Source organism: Brachyspira sp. (assembly GCF_050873525.1).
GTDB lineage: Bacteria > Spirochaetota > Brachyspiria > Brachyspirales > Brachyspiraceae > Brachyspira.
Map to the genome: position 1 here is coordinate 1 of NZ_JBNMIZ010000325.1, position 1,983 is coordinate 1,983.

2 protein-coding genes are annotated in these 1,983 nt (G+C 37.2%); one reads left to right on the top strand and one right to left on the bottom strand.

Annotation, left to right across the window (positions count from 1 at the left end; genetic code table 11):
- Window positions 1–1,068 (top strand): cell surface protein (locus ACR0QS_RS13050; RefSeq protein WP_432633887.1); only part of this gene is annotated, 1,068 nt, incomplete at its 5' end.
- A gap of 543 nt (window positions 1,069–1,611) precedes the next feature.
- Here ACR0QS_RS13050 and ACR0QS_RS13055 read toward each other — a convergent pair.
- Window positions 1,612–1,938 carry a hypothetical protein gene (locus tag ACR0QS_RS13055; RefSeq protein ID WP_432633888.1) on the bottom strand — a complete coding sequence of 109 codons (327 nt, stop codon included), beginning with the start codon at window positions 1,936–1,938 and terminating at the stop codon, window positions 1,612–1,614.
- Window positions 1,939–1,983 lie beyond the last annotated feature (45 nt).

A 1,983-nucleotide genomic window follows, 5' to 3' on the forward strand; every position in this document is an offset into this window, starting at 1 on the left:
GCAAGCGTTTTTGGTATGTATGGGGTTGATACGGATTGGATATTCTTCCTCACGCACGGCAATCAGTTCAGAGCGAGATTAGACCAACTCGGCTTCACGCTCGGAAATGACACAATCAAGGGAACTTTCGGGTTCGACAATAACACAGGTTTTGGCGGAACTTGGGGAGCTATGTTAAACAAACCAGCTACTGGTCAAAACTCTGGAGACGATTATAATTGGATTCCTTCTATTTCAATGGGAATCGGTTATACTTCTTCCGTAATTGGAATAGGCGTAGGTTATAATGCGACTATCGGAGCGGACAGATATAAAGCGAAACCCGACAGCAAAACGGGAAACGAAGTAACGCATACTCCAGTTTTGGTTTTGAACGCTATGGATAACGCTTTTAGAATGGCGATTCCTATTCAAGTTTTCGTTAAGAACCAAGAAGTAGGCGGCGTTAAAACTAAAGAACAAGCGGTAAGCGTTGATTCACAATTCAGATACTATCCTGGAATCGAAGCTTTGCAACAAGTAAGATTGTATTTGAGATACGGTAATTACAGCTACGATAATGGAACTACGAAAGGTAAATATGCGGAATCTTTCGGATTCGATTTGAGATTCTATTTTGGTTCAGTGGTGGAAGAAGTTGCGCTTCAACCTATACTTAAACTCGTTTATAACGGCGCTTTAGGAAAACAACATAATTTTGCAAGAGTTCAAGCGGTTAATGCTATGAATAATGCTTATGCTACTCAAACTGGAGTTTGGGAACAAGGCGCTTGGAATTTGCTATTAATGACAGGTTTAGGTTTGACTGCTAACTCCGATATAGTTTCGCTTTATTTGGAACCAGAATTAGGTTTGAAAGTTAATCAATCTGGAAGCGCTACCGATAAGAATGTTAAAGAAGTTTACGGTTTGGGCTACAATGTTTATGCGGAAATCTATATTACGCCAATCAAAAACCTCGAATGGTATTTTGAAGCGGAAATTGGAAATGCGATGGATACTACAACCCCAGGTAGTTTTGGATTTAATGGAACTACGGGAGTTACTTGGTATTTGCCAGCGCTTTAATTTAGGCTAAATCTTGTGCGATAAATTAGACAGTTTCACTTGCGAGAATTAAAATAAAAACCTCATGCAGAAATGCGTGGGGTTTTTGTATTTTGAAGCAAAGAATTTTGATAACAAGGGGTTTTCCCTAAAGGGCGCAGAAGCGAAAGCCACATTGTTATCAAGGTTTAGAATTTGTTATTGTAAAGTGGATTGCTTCGCTTACGCTCGCAACACGCTGTGTGCCTTCGGCAATGACGGAGAAGTTAAAGCTTGCGTGCGATAAATTAGACAGTTTCACTTGCGAAAAAATTAAGATAAAGAGGCTTGCTCGTTTTTGGGCAGGCTTCTTTTTTTGTATTGTAGTAAAGATTGTCATTGCGAGCGATAGCGTGGCAATCTATTCTGTGTGGATTGCTTCGTTCGTTTCACTCACTCGCAATGACGGTTGAAATTAAAAACAACTCCGTTTAGAATTTGTAATTCGTTAGGAAAAATATTTTTGCATCATTTTGAAAGTCCATTATATTAATTATAGTGGACTTTTTATTATTAAATTATAGTTTATAGTTTGCGGATTTCTTCGATGCTTAATCCCGTTATTCTTTTAATAGTTTTTACATCAATATTTTCTTTTTTCATTGATTTTGCCATTGATATTTGTTCGGCATGTCTGCCTTTTTCAATACCTTCTTTTATGCCTTCAAGTTTTCCCTCTTTTATTCCTTCTTCAAAGCCATCTTTTCTTGAGCCTCGCATTAGGCTTGATTGATAAAACAAATAAGCTTCTCGTTTGTCGTATTCGTTAAGTAAGTCTTTATTGTCGGTAAAATAATTATACTTCTTCATTGCTTTTTCAAAAATTGTGTCTTCTTTTAATAATTGGGACATGTCTTCCTCCTTGTTTGATTTCAAAAATAAAATCCAATTTTTTAA